This is a genomic window from Streptomyces sp. NPDC097617 (assembly GCF_044761485.1).
Classification (GTDB): Bacteria; Actinomycetota; Actinomycetes; order Streptomycetales; family Streptomycetaceae; genus Streptomyces.
In genome coordinates, this window is sequence record NZ_JBIWCL010000002.1 from 96,215 (window position 1) to 111,376 (window position 15,162).

The 15,162-nt window shown below is 72.0% G+C and carries 16 protein-coding genes, 1 tRNA gene, 4 pseudogenes and 1 riboswitch; of the genes and pseudogenes, 8 read left to right on the forward strand and 13 right to left on the reverse strand.

Annotation, left to right across the window (positions count from 1 at the left end; translation table 11 throughout):
• Entirely contained in the window at nt 1–1,644 is a 1,644-nt protein-coding gene (locus ACIQZO_RS03640) for a N,N-dimethylformamidase beta subunit family domain-containing protein (RefSeq protein ID WP_403619508.1), read from the forward strand.
• 154 nt (nt 1,645–1,798) lie between these two features.
• Nucleotides 1,799–2,197, forward strand: a complete 399-nt coding sequence (locus tag ACIQZO_RS03645; protein ID WP_403619511.1) for a VOC family protein — start codon at nt 1,799–1,801, stop codon at nt 2,195–2,197.
• A 144-nt stretch (nt 2,198–2,341) separates the two neighbouring features.
• Here ACIQZO_RS03645 and ACIQZO_RS03650 read toward each other — a convergent pair whose 3' ends face one another.
• The 10 genes and pseudogenes from ACIQZO_RS03650 to ACIQZO_RS03695 form a co-directional block, all read right to left on the reverse strand.
• Nucleotides 2,342–2,635 (reverse strand): DUF6193 family natural product biosynthesis protein, encoded by a 294-nt coding sequence (locus ACIQZO_RS03650; protein ID WP_403619514.1) that lies wholly within the window; start codon nt 2,633–2,635, stop codon nt 2,342–2,344.
• Nucleotides 2,532–2,945: an AAA family ATPase gene (locus ACIQZO_RS03655; protein WP_403620863.1), complete on the reverse strand. Its 414-nt coding sequence runs from the start codon at nt 2,943–2,945 to the stop codon at nt 2,532–2,534. The genes ACIQZO_RS03650 and ACIQZO_RS03655 overlap by 104 nt, the downstream gene beginning before the upstream one ends.
• Nucleotides 2,946–3,371: pseudogene (locus ACIQZO_RS03660) on the reverse strand (ATP-binding cassette domain-containing protein); the annotation flags it as partial.
• A 138-nt stretch (nt 3,372–3,509) separates the two neighbouring features.
• Entirely contained in the window at nt 3,510–4,397 is an 888-nt protein-coding gene (locus ACIQZO_RS03665) for an ABC transporter ATP-binding protein (protein ID WP_403619517.1), read from the reverse strand.
• On the reverse strand, nt 4,394–5,422 hold the full coding sequence (locus tag ACIQZO_RS03670) for a FecCD family ABC transporter permease (protein ID WP_403619520.1): 1,029 nt from the start codon (nt 5,420–5,422) through the stop codon (nt 4,394–4,396). Before ACIQZO_RS03670 ends, ACIQZO_RS03665 begins: the two co-directional genes overlap by 4 nt.
• Nucleotides 5,419–6,414, reverse strand: a complete 996-nt coding sequence (locus ACIQZO_RS03675; RefSeq protein WP_403620865.1) for an ABC transporter substrate-binding protein — start codon at nt 6,412–6,414, stop codon at nt 5,419–5,421. Before ACIQZO_RS03675 ends, ACIQZO_RS03670 begins: the two co-directional genes overlap by 4 nt.
• Before the next feature lie 48 nt (nt 6,415–6,462).
• A riboswitch (cobalamin riboswitch) is annotated at nt 6,463–6,602 on the reverse strand.
• A gap of 223 nt (nt 6,603–6,825) precedes the next feature.
• Nucleotides 6,826–7,431 carry a DUF4352 domain-containing protein gene (locus ACIQZO_RS03680; RefSeq protein WP_403619523.1) on the reverse strand — a complete coding sequence of 202 codons (606 nt, stop codon included), beginning with the start codon at nt 7,429–7,431 and terminating at the stop codon, nt 6,826–6,828.
• Nucleotides 7,432–7,640: 209 nt separating this feature from the next.
• Nucleotides 7,641–8,495, reverse strand: coding sequence for a helix-turn-helix domain-containing protein (locus tag ACIQZO_RS03685; protein WP_403619526.1), 855 nt, complete (start codon nt 8,493–8,495; stop codon nt 7,641–7,643).
• Nucleotides 8,496–8,514: 19 nt separating this feature from the next.
• Nucleotides 8,515–9,034: pseudogene (locus tag ACIQZO_RS03690) on the reverse strand (DUF6879 family protein).
• Nucleotides 9,009–9,265, reverse strand: a pseudogene (locus ACIQZO_RS03695) (hypothetical protein). Before ACIQZO_RS03695 ends, ACIQZO_RS03690 begins: the two co-directional pseudogenes overlap by 26 nt.
• A 196-nt stretch (nt 9,266–9,461) precedes the next feature.
• Here ACIQZO_RS03695 and ACIQZO_RS03700 point away from each other — a divergent pair.
• The 4 genes and pseudogenes from ACIQZO_RS03700 (at nt 9,462) to ACIQZO_RS03715 (ending at nt 10,705) form a co-directional block, all read left to right on the forward strand.
• Nucleotides 9,462–9,653 (forward strand): hypothetical protein, encoded by a 192-nt coding sequence (locus ACIQZO_RS03700; RefSeq protein WP_403619529.1) that lies wholly within the window; start codon nt 9,462–9,464, stop codon nt 9,651–9,653.
• 31 nt (nt 9,654–9,684) lie between these two features.
• Nucleotides 9,685–9,837 carry a hypothetical protein gene (locus ACIQZO_RS03705; RefSeq protein ID WP_403619532.1) on the forward strand — a complete coding sequence of 51 codons (153 nt, stop codon included), beginning with the start codon at nt 9,685–9,687 and terminating at the stop codon, nt 9,835–9,837.
• Nucleotides 9,838–9,945: 108 nt separating this feature from the next.
• A complete protein-coding gene (locus ACIQZO_RS03710; RefSeq protein WP_403619534.1) occupies nt 9,946–10,398 on the forward strand; it encodes a hypothetical protein in 453 nt (150 codons plus the stop codon).
• Nucleotides 10,395–10,705, forward strand: a pseudogene (locus ACIQZO_RS03715) (hypothetical protein). The gene ACIQZO_RS03710 and the pseudogene ACIQZO_RS03715 overlap by 4 nt, the downstream one beginning before the upstream one ends.
• A 165-nt stretch (nt 10,706–10,870) precedes the next feature.
• On the opposite strand, the gene ACIQZO_RS03720 reads toward ACIQZO_RS03715, so the two are convergent.
• Nucleotides 10,871–10,944: transfer RNA gene (locus ACIQZO_RS03720), tRNA-Trp, on the reverse strand.
• Between the two features lie 382 nt (nt 10,945–11,326).
• On the opposite strand from ACIQZO_RS03720, the gene ACIQZO_RS03725 reads away from it, so the two are divergent.
• Together ACIQZO_RS03725 and ACIQZO_RS03730 are read left to right on the forward strand one after the other, a co-directional pair.
• Nucleotides 11,327–11,812, forward strand: a complete 486-nt coding sequence (locus tag ACIQZO_RS03725; RefSeq protein ID WP_403619537.1) for a hypothetical protein — start codon at nt 11,327–11,329, stop codon at nt 11,810–11,812.
• 108 nt (nt 11,813–11,920) lie between these two features.
• The gene (locus tag ACIQZO_RS03730) at nt 11,921–13,249 is read left to right on the forward strand and encodes a glycoside hydrolase family 18 protein (RefSeq protein ID WP_403619540.1); all 1,329 of its coding nucleotides are present in this window, start codon (nt 11,921–11,923) and stop codon (nt 13,247–13,249) included.
• A gap of 198 nt (nt 13,250–13,447) precedes the next feature.
• On the opposite strand, the gene ACIQZO_RS03735 is transcribed toward ACIQZO_RS03730, so the two are convergent.
• Together ACIQZO_RS03735 and ACIQZO_RS03740 are read right to left on the reverse strand one after the other, a co-directional pair.
• Entirely contained in the window at nt 13,448–14,452 is a 1,005-nt protein-coding gene (locus ACIQZO_RS03735) for a PfkB family carbohydrate kinase (protein WP_403619543.1), read from the reverse strand.
• 3 nt (nt 14,453–14,455) lie between these two features.
• Nucleotides 14,456–15,076, reverse strand: coding sequence for a bifunctional 4-hydroxy-2-oxoglutarate aldolase/2-dehydro-3-deoxy-phosphogluconate aldolase (locus tag ACIQZO_RS03740; protein WP_403619546.1), 621 nt, complete (start codon nt 15,074–15,076; stop codon nt 14,456–14,458).
• Between the last annotated feature and the right edge of the window lie 86 nt (nt 15,077–15,162).

Here is a 15,162-nt window from a genome sequence, read left to right on the forward strand (position 1 = left end):
ATGGATCGGAAGTACACGGCCGGGCTCACCGCGGACAGCGCAGGCGAAGGCGCAGGCGAAGGCGCAGGCAGGCGGCGGTTCCTCGCCATCGCGACGGGGGCGGCCACGGCCGCGGGGCTCGGATCCGTCGGCGGTTGCGCGAGCGGCGACGGCGAATCCGGGGCGGCTGCAGGAGCCGAGCCGGAGTCCGCCGCGCCGGGTGGGAAGCCGTCGGCGGCGGGGTCGCACGGCTTCGACGTCAAGGCCGAGAATGCCCGCCCGGGCCACGCCGACTGGCCGGTGACCAAGGCCGGCCCGACGCGGGCGATCGAGGGGTTCGCGGACCGGGTCAGCGTCCTGTCCGGCGAGTCCTTCGGGCTGCACGTGTCGACGACCGCACCCCGCTTCACCGTCTCCGCCTACCGGATGGGCTGGTACGGCGGCGCCCGCGCGCGGCTGGTGTGGCGCTCCGAGGCCCTGCCCGGGGCCCGGCAGCCGGAGCACACCGTGGACGCCGGGACCAGGATGGTCCGCACGCGGTGGACCCGTTCCGCAACCGTCGAGACGAAGGGCTGGCCGGAGGGCTGCTACCTCCTGCGGCTGGACGCGCAGGGCGGCGAGGGCCAGCGCTTCGTCCCGCTCACCGTCCGCTCGGCGACGACGGACGGACGTACGGTCGTGGTCAACGCCGTGGCCACCTGGCAGGCCTACAACCGCTGGGGCGGCTACGGCAGCTACGACGGCCCCAGCGGCGGGTTCGCCTCCCGCTCCCTCGCCGTGAGCTTCGACCGGCCGTACGAGTACGACGACGGCGCGGGCCTGTTCCTGGTGTACGAGGCTCCGCTCGTGGCTCTGGCCGAGCGGCTCGGCATACCCCTCGCGTACACGACCACCACCGACGTGGCACGGGAGAAGCGGCTCCTGGAGGGAGCGGCCGCGGTGCTCTCCCTCGGGCACGACGAGTACTGGTCTCCGGAGCAGCGGGAGCGTTTCACGGCCGCGCGCGACGCCGGCACCAACATCGCGATCCTGGGCGCGAACTGCTGCTTCCGCCGGATCCGACTGGAGGCCTCCGACCTGGGGCCGGACCGTACGCTCGTCTGCTACAAGTCCTCCTACGAGCAGGATCCGGGGTTCAAGCGGGGCCATCCGGCGACGGTGGACTTCCGCTCGGCGCCCGGCGCGGATCCGGAGAGCTCACTGCTCGGCGTGATCTACGACGGCTATCCGGTGGACGCCCCGTACGTGGTGACCAACCCGGGGCACTGGCTCTTCGAGGGCGCCGGCGCACAGGCGGGCGACCGCTTCGAGCACCTGGTCGGCGTCGAGTACGACAAGGTCAACACCGGCTTCCCGACGCCCCGGCCGATCGAGATCCTGGCCCACTCCCCCGTGGTGTGCGAGGGCCGGCCCAGCCACCAGGACACGGCCTACTACACGGTGCCGAGCGGGGCGGGGGTGTTCGCCACCGGGACGATGCGGTGGGTGGAGGCGCTGGACGCGACCGGCGACGGGCGCAGCGGGCGCAACCACGGTCTGGACGCGCGCTCGGGGGCGCTGACCACGCGGGTGACCGAGAACCTCCTGCGGGTGTTCGCGGCGGGCCCGGCCGGCCGGACGCACCCGGCGCAGGACAACGTCAAGGCGGTGTACGGGAGTTCGTGAGGCGCGGCACGCGGACAGGGACGGGGCGCGGGGGTGGAAAGGGTGGACTTCGCCCGAACCGGGTGTCTAGGATCGTGATCACGGCATCGCGTGTCGGTCACCGACCGGGTGAGGCATGGAGGCGCCGTGACGTGCCTTTCGGAGGCATTCACTCATGTCCGTTCAGCTGAACCACACGATCATCCACTCCCGTGACAACCGGGAGTCGGCCACCTTCCTGGCACACATCCTCGACCTCGAAGTCGGCGCCGAGTGGGGCCCCTTCATTCCCGTCGAGACCGCGAACGGTGTCACCCTGGACTTCGCGACCATCCCGGTCGCGTCCATCACCGTGCAGCACTACGCGTTCCTCCTCTCCGAGGAGGAGTTCGACGCGGCGTTCGAGAAGATCCGGTCGGCGCGGGTCCCGTACTTCGCCGACCCGCACGGCAAGCACCCCGGCGAGATCAACCACAACGACGGGGGTCGCGGGGTCTACTTCACGGACCCGAGCGGACACGGGATGGAGATCATCACCCGCCCGTACGGCTACCAGGAACCCGGCGCCGCGTAGGACCGGCCGGCTTCCACCGAGTGCGCGGCGCGAGCCAGGACCGGGACCGGACCGGAGCTCGGTCCGGCCCGGTCCCTCCGCCACGACGACTGTCAGCTGTCACCTTTCAACTGTCAGCCACGACTCCGACCACCGGCGTCGCCGTCACAGGTCGTCCTTCGTGCCCGTGCACCGGCTGAGGTGGAGGATGCCGTGGCTGACCCCGGGGAGGAGCACCCGGAGCCGCTGCTGCTCGTACGCGGCTCGCACCATGGCGGAGTCGATCACGTCCGTCCCGAACCCCAGGAACTCCTGCCACCGTTCCGCGACGATCCCTGCGACCTTCCGACAGCTCTCACTGTCCGTCAGGTTGGCGGTGATGTAGAGGCCCGAGAAGACGAGGGCGGGCAGCACCACCCATGGGGCGGCCGAGGCGCGGAGATTGGCCCAGGTGATCATTCCGCGGCCTCCAGCACGGAGGCGTACGCGCTCTCCAGTCGGCGGCCGGGGCGCAGTCGGGTGCGGCGTAGCTGTCGAAGAGCGCTACAGGTCCCTGGAACCTCGCCCTGCCCGACTCGAAGACCACCACCTCGTCGAATGCCCCGTCGAGGTCACCGATGTCGTGGGTCGAGACGATGACATGCACGGTGCCGCGCAGCGATACCAGCAGGTCGAGGAAGCGGCGGCGCTGGTGCGGGTCGAGCCCCACGGTCGGCTCGTCCAGGAGCAGCACCTCCGCCTGGTGGACGAGCGCCCCGGCGATGGCCACGCGCTGCTGCTGGCCACCGGAAAGGGTCTTGATGTGGTCGTTCAGCCTCTCAGCCAGGCCGACTCGTTCGATCGCTGCGGGGGCGGCTGCCCAGGCCTCACGTTCTTGCATACCCTTGAGCCAGCCTATGTAGGCCACGTGCTCACGTCAGGTCAACCCAGGCAGGAAGCCCGGGCGTTGCGGCAGCCAGGAGACCTTGCGGCGGTAGGTCCGGGCGTCGCGAGAGCCGCCGGCGGACAACGGCCCGAGACCCACCCGCCCGGAACCGGGCTCGAGCGCGCCCGCACCGAGCGCGAGCAAGGTGCTCTTTCCCGCCCCGTTCGGACCGAGCAGAACGGTGTGGCCCGGAGTGAGGACCAGGTCCAGTCCGTTCAGGACGGGACGTGTGCGGCGACCGTAGCGAAACGTACGGTCCTGATTATTCATTCCTCCGTGCGCCGCAAGGCCCGGAGATACCTGTCGAAGCACCTCCGGAACCCGAGATGCTTCGCCGGTCACGCAGTCGTTTGGCGGAAAAGAGCCGGACGTTTTCCGGACCCGCCGCTTGAAACAAGCCAGCGCGGCTTACGCATCGGACGCGGCGGATCCGGCCCCGGGACCGGCCCCGGCTTCGCCACCCGGTGTCATCCGGTCTTCGTGCGCCTGTCGCCTGTCGCCGTTCACGGGCAGGTAGACGATGTTCGGCGCGCCCGTGTCCGGGTGGACCTCGACGCGGGTCCGTACCCCGTACACCTCGGCCAGCAGTTCCTCGGTGAGCACCTCGTGCGGCGGGCCCGAGGCGGCGACCCGGCCGCCGGACAGGACGTACAGGCGGTCGCAGTAGGCGGCGGCGAGGTTGAGGTCGTGCAGGACGAGCAGGCCGGTGGCCGGCAGGGCGCGGACCAGGGCCAGGATCTCCAGCTGGTAGCGGATGTCGAGGTGGTTGGTCGGCTCGTCCAGGGCGAGCAGGCCGGTGTCCTGGACCAGGGCGCGGGCCACCAGGGCGCGTTGGCGTTCGCCGCCGGACAGCTCGTCGAAGCGGCGGGCGGCGAAGGGGCCCGCGCCGACGCTCTCCAGGGCCTCGGCCACCCGCCGGGCGTCGCCCGGTCCGTCCTGTTCCCAGAACCGTTTGTGCGGGCTGCGGCCCATGGCGACGACCTCGCGGACGGTCAGCCCGAGGGTGCCGCTCGCGTCCTGCGGTACGACCGCCACGCGCCGGGCCCGGTCCTTGACGCTGAGCGCGGCGGCGTCCGCGCGGTCCAGCAGCACCCGGCCCGCGGTGGGGCGCAGGGCGCCGTAGACGCAGCGCAGCAGGGTGGTCTTGCCGCTGCCGTTGGGGCCGACCACACCCACCGTCTCACCGGGGCGGGCGGCGAGGTCGATCCCGTGCAGCAGCGTGTGCCCGTCGATCTCATAACGCACGCCCTCGACGCCGAGTTCCACCGGCGGGGCCGCATCCCTCTTCCCGGTCATCCGGTGACCCCTTCGGTACGGGTGGAGCGGCGCAGCATCCACAGGAAGAACGGCCCGCCGACGAGCGCGGTGACCACGCCGACGGGTATCTCCGCGGGCGCGGCGGCGGTACGGGCGACCAGGTCGGCCAGGGTCAGGAACACCGCCCCGCCCAGCGCGGCCACCGGCAGCAGCGCCCGGTGCCCGGCGCCGACGACCATCCGGGCGGCGTGCGGCACCATCAGTCCGACGAAGCCGATGGCTCCGCTGTAGGCGACGAGCACGCCGATGACGAGCGAGGTGAGCACGAAGGCGGCGGCGCGGAAGCGCGCGGTGTCGAGGCCCAGGGTGCGCGCGCCCTCCTCCCCCGCCAGCAGCAGGTCGAGCGGCCGGGCAAGGGCGATGAGCAGGCTTGTGCCGAGGAGCAGCGCGAGGGCGGGCAGGGCCAGTTCGTCCCAGCGGGCCCCGCCGAGGCCGCCGAGCGTCCAGAAGAGGGCGGAGCGGATCTGGTCGGGGTGCGCGGAGAGCACGAGGACGAGGCTGGTGAGCGCGGACAGGACGTACTGGACGGCGACGCCGGCGAGGGTGAGCCGTCCGGTGGTCATGGTTCCGCCGCGCCGGGCCATCGCGTAGACGGCGACGAGCGCGGCCATGGAGCCGGCGAAGGCGGCGAGCGGCAGGCCCATGCCGAACGCGAAGGCCCCCGTACCGAAGACGATCACGAGGACGGCTCCGGCGGAGGCTCCGGACGAGGCGCCGAGCAGGAAGGGGTCGGCGAGCTCATTGCGTACGAGGGCTTGCAGCACGGTGCCCGCGACCGCCAGCCCGGCGCCGACGACGGCCCCGAGGAGGACGCGCGGCAGCCGCACGTCCCAGACGATGGCGGCGAACGCACCGGTGCGCCGCTCACCCGACAGGCCGCCGAGGATGATGTCGAAGACCCGGTCGGGGGCGATCCGTACCGCCCCCAGCACCAGGCCCGCCACCGCCGAGGCGATGAGCGCGACGACCAGGACGAGGAGGACGGCGGCGGTGCGCAGCCTCACGGGGCGGCGGGGTGGAGCTGGCTGCCCAGCGACTCGACGGCGTCGGCGACGCGCACGCCGAGGACGGCCGAGGACAGCGGCAGCACGACGAACCGCTTGTTCTTGACGGCGGGAACCTCGGCGAGCGCGGGGTCGTTCAACAGGCGCTGCTTCTTGGCCTCGACCGTGGTGCCGCCGTAGTCGTAGATGAGGACGACCGCGGGCCGGCGCTCGATGACCTGCTCCCACGAGACGTCGCCGAAGGTGTCCTTGAGGTCGGCGAAGACGTTCGTGCCGCCGGAGAGCGAGACGATCTCGTTGCCGATGCCGTTGCCGCCGGAGGTCGCGGCGGAGGCTTCCCCGGAGTCGTAGACGAAGACGGACGGCCGGGCCCGGTCCTTGACCCGGGTGGTCACGGCGTCGATGCGGCGCTGCTCGTCCTCGACGAGCTTCGCGCCACGCTCGGGCACGCCGAAGGTCCGCGCGACTTCGGTGATCTCGGTCTTCAGCTGGTCGAGGCCGACCTTGCCCTCGGTGCAGTACTCCACGTTGAGACGGGAGTTGATACCGGTCTTGGCGAGTCCCTCGCGGTCGCGGCCCTGCCCCTTGTCGAAGGCGCTGGCGTAGCCGCCGTAGACGAAGTCGGGGTCGGCGCCGAGCAGGACCTCCTTGGAGGGGTACTCCTTGGCCAGCACCTTGATCTTGTCGTAGGCGGGCCGGTACACGGGAAGCACGGCGTCGTCGAGGTAGGCGGACCCGGCGATCCGGTCCTCCAGCCCGAGGGCGAGCAGCAGCTCGGTGGCGTGCTGGTTCATGGCGACCGCGCGCTGCGGCGGGGCCTGGTAGGTGCTGCTCACACCGCAGTTGGTGAGGGTGTACGGAAAGCCGGGCGCGGCGGCGGGGTCCCCGGCGGCCTTGTCCTTCGACGCCTCGGGGGAACCGGCGCACGCGGCCAGGGGTATCAGGAGTGCGACGGGTATGAGCGCGCGCAGGGCGGCGCGGGAACGCGACAGCATGACGGGGCCTCTCCGGGGGATCCGCGTCCCCTGGTCGACGTGAAAGAGCGAGCAGAGGCGGTGCGTCAGTGTCTGACTCCCGGCCCCCCACGGGGGAACGACCGGTCACAGTGGCGGGACCGCACCGGAATCACACCGGTTTCCTGTCCTGCACCGCCTGGGTAACGCGCCCAGTCTGCCAGAAGGCGGCCAGGCCACCGGCCCCCAAGGCCCGGCCCCCCCGGCCTGCCCCACATCCGCCGGGCCCCGCCGTTGGAGGCCGCGTCGGTGAGTTGCCGCCTGCAGCGATCTGAGGTCCGAGAATTCCTCCCGCACCACTCGGCGCCTGACGCGTAGGTACCGTCGAACGTTCGCTCCCCGCAGCGGAACGCAGCCACAGGCGATCCACTGCGGAGGTGTGGCGACGCCTTACGAGACGTCAGCTCGAACTGCGTCCCCGATGAGTCCGTCGGTGTAGGTCACGGTCTTCGCTGTGAAGCTGCCCTTGCCCGTAATGCTGCCCGTGACGTTCTCCCCGGGGGCGAGGTCGACGGTTGCGATCTGGTTCTCGTCAGCGGCCAGTTCGATGGTGTGCTTGGTACCCGCGGTGTCGGTGATCGTGAAATAGAGCGGGTTGACGCTGATCTCCTTGCTGCTGTTGTTGGTGACGGTGACGGACACGCTGGTGTAGCCATCGCCCTTCGCCAGAATCGACGCCTTGAACGCCGCCTTCTTCGCCACCACGGCGACCGCCGACTTCTTCTCGGGCGCGGCCGATGTCTTCGTGTCGGCCGACTTCGCGGGCACCGACGGCGCTGCGGCCTGCGACGTGTCAGGATCCTTCGTTGCCGTTGCCTTGTCGTCCCCGTCGCCGCCGCCGAGTAGCGCGCCGATGATGCCGAGGAGGACTAACAGGCCCACGATGCCGAGGCACGAGAACCCAACGATCTTTCCGGCGCTGGCCTTCTTGGGCTGCGGTGGGGGTGGGTATCCGAATCCGCCCTGCTGGCCGGTCGGTGGAAACTGCTGCGACATGAGAACCCCCAGGGGACTGGTGCGAATGCGGTCACCGTATGGGCGGACGGGTGACAAGGGGCGGCAGTGTCCGAACCGTGACAATCAAAAGTTCAACCACTGGGTCGGATCCATCCTCGAACGTTCCCACGGGGGTTGCTCCGCACTCGCCCCGGGAGCGGGTGAACGGATCCACCAAACGGGGAATGGGCGCTTTCGTGCGTCCGGGGTCAGGCGTGGCCGAGCGCCTCGATGGCGCTGACGACCAGCGCGCGGGCGGCGGCGCCGTATACGGCCATGCCGCGCAGCTGCTCGAACGCCTTCAAGTAAAGCGCGATCTCCGTGGGCTGCATGATGTTGACCTCCGCCGAGAGAAGCTCCACGGAGACGAACGTGTCGTCGTAGACGTGGAAGGTCTCCAGCGGCCGGACCGTGCGCTGCTCCACCGCACGCGGGATCACTCCCAGGGACACCGATGGCAGGGCGCCCGCGGTCAGGAGGTAGCCGAGCTGGGCCGCCATCGCGTCGGGGGTGCCCATCCGGTAGTACAGCGCGGCCTCCTCGACGAGGAAGACGGCGCGGCGCCCCTGGTCGTGGATGACCCGGGAGCGGTCGACGCGGGCGTGCGCCGCCTCTGCCCCCTCCTCCGGGTAGCTGCGGAACCGTGCGATCGTCCCGAGCAGGCCGCCCGCGTACCCCTCGGTCTGCAGCAGGCCGGGCACGAGGGTGGACGAGTAGATTCGGAACAGCCGCGTCTCCTGGAAGACCCGGGGCCAGGAGTTCTGGAGCTTCTTCAGTCCCTGTACCTGGTGGCGCCACTCGCTGTACATCGACTCGGCGTTCACGGAGCGGACGACGAGGTCCGGCGCCTCATCCGGGCAGCCGCAGGCGCGACACCAGTGGTGGATGTCCCGGGCCGAAGGGGCGGTCCGCGCGTTCTCGATGCGGGACGTCTTGGAGTGGTGCCAGCCGCAGAGCCCGGCTAGCTCGGCGACGGTCAGCCCCGCGCCCTTGCGGAGGTCACGCAGCCGTGCTGCCACGGCTGCGCGGGCGGCCTGCGCGGAGGACGACGGGGAGGCGGGCATCGAGCGTCGGACCGTCCTGTCAGATCTTGTACTCGGCGTGCGCCGTGGCCCTCGCCCAGACCGCGCCGAAGGCCTCAACGCACAGCTTCGCGGACACCGGGTCGCTGGTGATCTCCTCGCCGAGGGACGACCCGTCGCCGGCGAAGTGGTTCCAGTGGACCCACTCGTCGTCGAACAGCCAGAAGTCGTTGCCCGGCAGGGCGATGTCCGAGGCTCGGCGGCGGGGTAGCCAGCGCACCTCCTCTCCGGCGGCGACGTTGGTGAACGTCGCCGCCGGAGAGGAAGCGGGTGTACTCGCTGACGGGTTCGGAGACGATCCGGGCCCGGTGGATCGTGACGCCGCGGCCTGTCGCCTCCGCCACGAGGTCAAGCCACGGCCGCCACCAGGCTGCCCGGTTGGCCGGATCGTGCCGGTACCCCGCACGCCAGTCCGCGAACGGGCCGGTCTCGTAGTCCACGGCGTAGCTGTCGCGCATCTCCAGGTGGACGGCCGTGGTGCAGCTGGCCATCAGCTCATCGAACGTGGGCGTCGAGCGCATCGCACGTCTCCCTGATCATGTGCAGCATGCGGGCGGGGATGCGGATGACCGCTTCTCCTTCGGGGATTCCGATCGCGTGCCCCGGTACTTCGGTGGCTGCGCACTCGGCCTCCAGTTCCGGGCTGGGCTTCCATCCTTGGAGCACGAGTTCGCCGTGTTCTACGTCGGCCCACCCGTGGGGCTTTGCTTGTCTCCGGTGCTGGGGTCGATCCCTACGAACAGTAGCGGCATGCCTGCCTCCTGCTATCGGCCTGTGCACTTCTGTGCATCAGCGTTGTGGGCGGCGGGTGCCCGGTCAAGGTCCCGATGTGGCCAAGTTCCCTGGCGGGTTGACTTGATGCACAGATCTGCACATCCCTGGCGGCAGCGATCCCGGCCTCGTCACGCTCTGATGCACCACCCGCTGACGACGGTAGGGAGCACCGGCATGGCCACCCCGCACGATGCGAACACCGAGGTCCCTCACCCGCTGCTCCGGCGCCCGGTGCGGGATATCGCGTCCGGCACGCAGGGCACGCTCATGGCCGTGGTCGTCGAGAACACCGCCGCCGCCCCGAGCTACGAGGACCGGTGGGCGGAGTCGCCTACATCCGCCCGCACGGCGGCGGCCGCGAGCTGACCACAGCCGTCGCGAACATTGAGGCAATCGCGTGAGCGCCCGCACGTACCCGCCGCAGGGCAAGACCGAGCCGCGCCTCTGCCCGGAGTGCAAGGCCACGTCCCTGCCGCTCGGTGGCCCCGAGGGCGGCGTCCTGGTCCACGCGCTGGGCTGCCGTCTGGGTGGCCGATACGGGATCGCCTGATCCCGGCCTTTCAACTCCCGCCCCGCGCGTCCGGCAAACCCCCCGTCGGGCGCCCGGGGCGGGCCTGCACCACCACACACCGAACACACATCCCCGGAGGAGACGCCCATGGCCAGTCCACCCCCGCCCCCGTGCAGCGCCGGAAAGGGCGAGCGCCCGCCGCCGCCCTCGTACGGCTCCGCCATGACGATCGACATCCACGACGCCCGCTCACTGCTGTCCGGGGACGACTTCACGATCGTCACCGCCACCCTCGCTACAACCCACCCCGAGCTGGGCTGGGTCGCCGCAGAGCAGCGGGTACTCGAAGCTCTGAAGTTCGTGGCCGCGATGGCCTGCTACCCGGACGTGGGCCTCGCCCCGTCCGGCCCCGTCGACGCCGGCTGGCACGCCCTCATCGACAACACCGCCATCTCCGCCCGACTCTGCGTACGGCTCGGCGTGTTCGTCCACCACTACCCGGCCGTCACCGGCACAGAGTCCCCGGCCCCCGGCTGGCAGGACCGCAGCATGACCGCTGTCAAGGCCGCCGGGTTCGACGCCTCTCCGGACCTGTGGTGATCACCACCGAGTACGTGGCCTCCCCGACGGACGTCACGACCTGCGAAGCCTGCTGGCGGGCGCAGGTAGAAACGGCGCGCCCCCGCCCACACAGCCACGGCGGCGACCTGCTGTGCATCCCCTGCGCGCAGGGCGGCTATCCGGCCCGCGTGGACCTGTTCCCCCCCCGCTCGGTATCTACGGGCTCAACGGAAGGAAGTTGAAGATGGGCAAGCACGGCACCGGGAGCCCGAAGATGCCGCCGAACCCGGGCCCGGCGCTGCCGTCGCCGCCGCCCGCGCCGACCCCCGGCCGCCCGCCGGTGTAGGTCGACGGGCCCCACAGGTGTCAGGCTCGACGGCTGAGATCAGCAGCCGCTCGGGCCAGCAGGGGGCCAGCCGTCGATCGTGAACAGAGCGAAGCCCCGCCGATGTCTCGGCGGGGCTTCGGTGTTTTCGCAGGGCAGGCCCCAAGTGGGGCACTCACCGCATTGCAGGGGCGGCAGGACTCGAACCTGCGGCCTTCGGTTTTGGAGACCGGCGCTCTGGCCAGCTGAGCTACACCCCTTCGGTGAAACCAACCTTGGCACAGCCGGATCCGGAGATCCACTGAATAGCCCGCTCAGCGTGTCGGGGAAGCAGCGGGCACTCCGACCCTGGCCGTCGGAGCCCCGTACCCGCCGTGGGCTCGGCGGAAGAGGGCCGATCGGCACGAGGGAGACCTTGTGCGCCGGCTTCGGGCCGGCAGCGTGACCGCCGCGGCTGGACGCCGCCACACTCTTCTCACGTCCGCCGGCGAGGCGTGCGGCGGTACCGCCGGGTACGGGAGGCTCGGCCGAGCGAGGTCGTGACGCGGCCGGGCTCCGGGGGCTACGGGCAGTGAACGGTGGCGCGGCTCGGGGGCGCGGAGGATGGTGGGCGGGGGGACCTGTGCAGCGGGAGGTTCCGTCATGCTCCGATGTCGACGACCCCTCGTCGCTCTCGCGCTCCTCACCACCGCTCTGCTGGGCGCCGCCCCCGGTGGCTCGGGCGAGACGATCTCCCTCGCCGGGACCCTGCCCGGCCAGCGGCTCGACGTCACGTTGACGCAGGTGGTGGACCCCGCGACCGCCACCGGGCCCGACCGGCCCACCGCCACCGACCGGCTCGTCGCCACGCGCTTCCGCCTGGAGAACACCGGGACCGCCGTCTACCAGGACTCCCCCGCGCCCGCCGCGCATCTACTGGACACCGCCGGGCAGCGGTCCACCGGGCTCGGCCTCCCCACCACGGCCGGGCCGGCCTTCCCCGGCACCGTCACGCTCGACCCCGGCGCCACGGCGGAGGGCTTCATCACCTTCCGGCTCCCCGCCGACGCCGAACCGGCCGCGGTCCAGTTCGCCCTCAACGGCGGTCTGGCCGACGACGTCGGCCAGTGGAGCCTGCCGATCCCGTAGTGGACGAGTTTCGGCCGCGCCCTTGACCCATCTGGTCCAGACCAATAGTTTCCGGCATGCACAGCGCACGCGCACACGCCCCGCTCCCCGCATCCGCAAAGGAAGCCCATGCGCCGCAGCATGCTCGGCAGGCTGGCCGTCGCCGCCTGCTCCCTCTCCCTGCTGACCGCCTTCGCGCCCGCCGCTGTCGCGCAGGCCGACGGCGGCGGCCACGACCGCTCGTACAAGAAGGTCGGCTACTTCACCCAATGGGGCGTCTACGGACGGGACTTCCAGGTCCAGGACCTGGAGGCGAACGGCTCCGCCGGAAAGCTCACCCACATCAACTACGCCTTCGGCAACGTCAGCCCGCAGGGCAAGTGCTTCACCGGGAACGTGCCCGGCGAGGCCGACGCCTGGGCCGACTACGTACGTCCGCTCGACGCGGCGAACTCCGTCGACGGGGTGGCCGACACCGGCGAGCAGCCGCTCGCCGGCAACTTCAACCAGTTGCGCGAGCTCAAGGCCAAGCACCCCGGCCTCAAGGTGCTGATCTCGCTCGGCGGCTGGAGCTGGTCCACGCACTTCTCGGACGCCGCGCTCACCCCTGCCTCCCGCAAGGCCTTCGTCGAGTCCTGCATCGACCTCTACATCAAGGGCAACCTTCCCCAGGACGGCGCCCGCGGCGGTGCGGGAGCGGCCGCCGGCGTCTTCGACGGGATCGACCTCGACTGGGAGTGGCCCGGTTCCGCGGGTGACACCGACACGAAGTACCGGCCGGAGGACAAGCAGAACTTCACCGCGCTGGTCAAGGAGTTCCGCACACAGCTCGACGCGTACGCGCGGAGCCAGAAGAAGAAGACCACGTACGAGCTGAGCGCCTTCGTCCCGACCGCCCCCGCCAAGATCGACGCGGGCTTCGACGTCCGCCGGATCATGCGCGACCTCGACTTCGTGACCCTCCAGGGCTACGACTTCCACGTCTCCGGCGAACCGACGACCGCCCAGCAGTCCGCGCTCCGCGCCCGCGGCGACTTCAGTGTCGACGGCACGGTGGACGCCTGGCTGCGACGCGGCGCCCCCGCGAGCAAGCTGGTGATGGGCATGCCGTTCTACGGCCAGGGCTGGACCGGCGTCAGCGGTGGCGGGGACGGCATGGGGCAACCGGCCACGGGCCCGGCACCGGCCACCTGGGCCGCCGGGTACGAGGACTACAAGGCGCTGAAGAAGCTGGCCGACTCCGGCACCTACACGATCCACCGGGACCGGCGCGGCGGCCACGCCTGGCTCTTCGACGGCACCACCCTGTGGACGTACGACGACCCGCAGGTGCTGCGCGCCAAGACCGGGTACATCCGCGAACACGGCCTCGGCGGTGCGATGTTCTGGTCGCTCGACGCGGACACCTCCGACGGCGAGCTGATGACGGCCGTCGACCGGGGCCTGCGCGGCCGCTGACCGCCGCCGACCCGGACCGACCCCCGGGCTCGTCCCCCGGGCCCCTGACCGGCGCCGCCGGGCCGCGGAGACCATCCGGCCCGGCGGCGTCCCTCCACCCACGCTCCGCCGCGAGAACCACGAGAACCACGAGACGGTACGGGCGGTCAACCGCCTCACGACACCGGGCCTCGCGGCTGGTTCTCGCCGCGGGCCGGGTCACCGATCCGCAGACCCCGGTCGAGGCGGGCGGGTACGTCGGTGCGAGGCGGCCAGCGCGGCCGTCTCGGTGAAGGCGGGGACGCGCCCGGTGCCGCCGCGGCCGGAGACCGACAGGGCGGCGGCGGCCATGCCGTAGGCCACGGCGTCCGCGAGGGTGTCGCCGAGGGCGAGCCGGGCGGTGACGGTTCCGGTGAAGCAGTCGCCCGCGCCGGTCGCGTCCACCGGCTCGGGATTGACGGGCACGGGGTGGAACACGGCCCGCGTGCCGTCGTCCAGCAGGAGGCGGTCGGCGCCCGCGGTGACCGCGACCGTACGGGCGCCCAGCGCGCGGCAGCGGGCGGCGGCGGCGCGCGGGTCTGCCGTGTCGACGAGGGCCCGCGCGTCGGCCGGGCAGGAGGTCTTGAGCAGCCCGGTCAGCGGTGCGATCCGGGCCAGCAGTTCCCGGGCCTCGGCCGGACCGGTGAGCCGGGCGCGGAAGTTGGGGTCGTACGTCACGTGCCCGCCCGCCCCGTGCACGAGGCGGGTTGCGGCCAGTACGGCGTCGCGGCTGCTCGGGGACAGGGCGCCGGTGATACCGCTGGTGATGAGGGCACCGCAGCCGGTCAGCAGCTCGCGCCAGGACGCGATGTGACCGGGTCCCAGGGTCGATCCGGCGCTGTGCGTGCGCCAGTAGACGAACTCCCGGTCGCCGTCGGTGTCGGCGGAGAGCAGGTAGGCGCCGTTGGGGTGCGGGGCGCGGCGGACATGGGTGACGTCCACACCGAGCCCGGCGGCCCGGCGCAGCAGCGGAACGCTGAGCTCGTCGTCGCCGACCACCGCGAGCAGGGCGGTCCGGGCGCCGGCGGCGGCCGCGGCGGCCGCCGCGTTGAGCGCGTCCCCGGAGTACGAGATACGGGCCGGGGTGCCGTCGGCGGCCTCGCGCAGGGCGGTGCCCGCGTGGATCTCGACCAGGACCTCTCCGAGTACGAGGACGTCGTAGCGCTCGGCGGACCCTCCGGGCACGGGTCAGCGCTCCGCGGCGGCGTCGTGGGGCCCGCCGGACGCGTCGGCCACCGGGGCGAAGACGTCGGCCAGTTCGGCGGGGTCGGTCGGCAGGCCGCCGCCGATGCCGACGGCCGTCGCACCCGCGGCGAGCCACTCGGGCACCTCGGCGGGCCGGATGCCACCGGTCGGGATGATCACCGCCGCGGGCAGGACGGCCCGCAGGGAGCGGAGGAACCCCGGGCCGACCGCATGGGCCGGGAAGACCTTGGCGGCTCCGGCGGCCCGGACGGCGGCGGCGATCTCGCCGGGGGTGAACCCGCCCTCGATGAACAGGGCTTCGCGGCGTACGGCGACGGCGCGGACCTCGGGGGCCGGGTACGGGGAGATCAGGAAGGCGGCGCCCGCGTCCAGGGCGGTATCGGCCTGCGCGGTGGTGGTGACCGTGCCGACGCCGATCAGGGCGGGGCGGCCGTGGACGTCGCGGAGCGCGGCGGTGCGGGTGACGGCGGCGGCCCAGCCTGGGGTGGAGGTGGTGAGTTCGACGGCGCGGCAGCCGGCGGCGAGGAGGGCGGTGGTGTCGCGAACGGCCTCGTCGGCGTCGGTGTTGCGCAGCACGGGCAGTACGCGCTGGGCGGCCAGCACCGCGTACAGGTGACCGGACGCAGGAACCGGCGCAGGAACCGGCGCAGGAACGGACGCAGGAACGGATGCGTGACCGGACGGGCCGG